The 1,372-nt window shown below is 54.7% G+C and carries 3 protein-coding genes; all 3 read left to right on the forward strand.

The window, feature by feature from the left end; genetic code table 11:
* The coding region (locus ACR0JR_RS22340) for an nSTAND3 domain-containing NTPase (protein WP_480458212.1) at positions 1–402 on the forward strand (402 nt) is incomplete at its 5' end.
* A gap of 17 nt (positions 403–419) precedes the next feature.
* Positions 420–707, forward strand: a complete 288-nt coding sequence (locus tag ACR0JR_RS22345) for a transposase (protein ID WP_480425685.1) — start codon at positions 420–422, stop codon at positions 705–707.
* A gap of 23 nt (positions 708–730) precedes the next feature.
* On the forward strand, positions 731–1,372 hold a 642-nt coding region (locus tag ACR0JR_RS22350; protein WP_480442495.1), incomplete at its 3' end, for an IS3 family transposase.

Here is a 1,372-nt window from a genome sequence, read left to right on the forward strand (position 1 = left end):
CTAACAGGTCCCTCTGGCACCGGGAAAACAACGACGGCAAAGGCGCTTATTGCAAAGCTTCGAGACGCCAACCCGCATATGAGGCACGCCAAGATCAGCGGAGGCCCAGAATCCATTCGTGCAGACACAACACCAGGATCCGTCATCTACGAGATTGAGGACCCTTGGGGGAAATACCGAGCAGAACCAACGGCGCTACCGTGGAACGATGAAATTAACGCGATTTTGAACTCCGCGAATCCTGACCGAAGATTTGTCATTACAAGTCGGTCAGATGTGCTTGTTGCTGCTGAACTGAAAACTCTGGACAAACGATATACTGCTGAGTTGTCGCATGGACACTATCGAAAAGTCGATCGCATCGTGTCTTGGCCCCCTAAAACTGTGCCACAGTTGGCTTAGTTTTGGAGACGGGATTGATGGCGCGGAAACGGTATTCGGACGAAGATATTCTGCGGCTTTTGCGCGAGATTGAGCTGGGCCTGGCATCTGGTTCGGATGTCGCGACGGCGTGCAGAACGGCTGGTGTCAGTGATGCGACCTATTACACATGGCGCAAGCGGTTTGGTGGGATGGGACGATCTGAGATGGCCAATCTGAAGGCGCTGCAGAAAGAGAATGATCGGCTCAAGAAAATCGTGGCTGAGCTTGAACTGGACAAACTCATTCTCAAGGAGAGCCTTGATTATCTAAAGCCAAAGGCCTGACGGCAGACCAGCTTCGTCAGGCCGTGGTCCACACCCGACAAAAGCTGGCAACCTCTGAACGGCGCACCTGTCGCGTGATTGGATTGGCGCGGAGCACGCTGCAATACCGCGCAGCGCCAAAGGATGATGAGGCGTTACGTCTGGCGATGATCCGATTGGCCAAACGGTATGGGCGCTACGGCTACCGCAAGGTCGCCGAGCTGCTGCGTGTCGAAGGCTGGGCAGTCAATCATAAAAAGATCGAACGACTATGGCGCGAAGAAGGCTTGCAGCTCCCACAACGGCACAAGAAACGCAAACGGCTGTACCACAAGGACAGCTCGATCATCCGGCTCCGACCGCAACATCCCAATCACATCTGGAGCATTGACTTTGTCCACGACAAGCTGAGCAACGGACAGAGCTACAAGATGCTGACGGTGCTGGATGAGTATACCCGTGAGGCGCTCTGCGTAGCGGTCAAGCCGAAGATGAACAGCGCAGACGTGCTGGATGCGCTCTACCCACTCTTATTGCGGCACGGGAAGCCCGAACACATCCGTTCCGACAACGGCGCGGAGTTCATCGCAACGGCCCTGCAGACCTGGTTAAGAAAGGTGGGCATTAAGCCGATCCAAATCTACCCGGGATCACCTTGGGAGAATGGATACAACGAGCGCTTCAAT

Source organism: Ruegeria sp. AA3, assembly GCF_056542905.1.

What these genes read in the sequence shown, in the direction of transcription:
- ACR0JR_RS22345 (WP_480425685.1), top strand. Translation starts at nt 420, where the DNA reads ATGGCGCGGAAACGGTATTCGGACGAAGATATTCTGCGGCTTTTGCGC.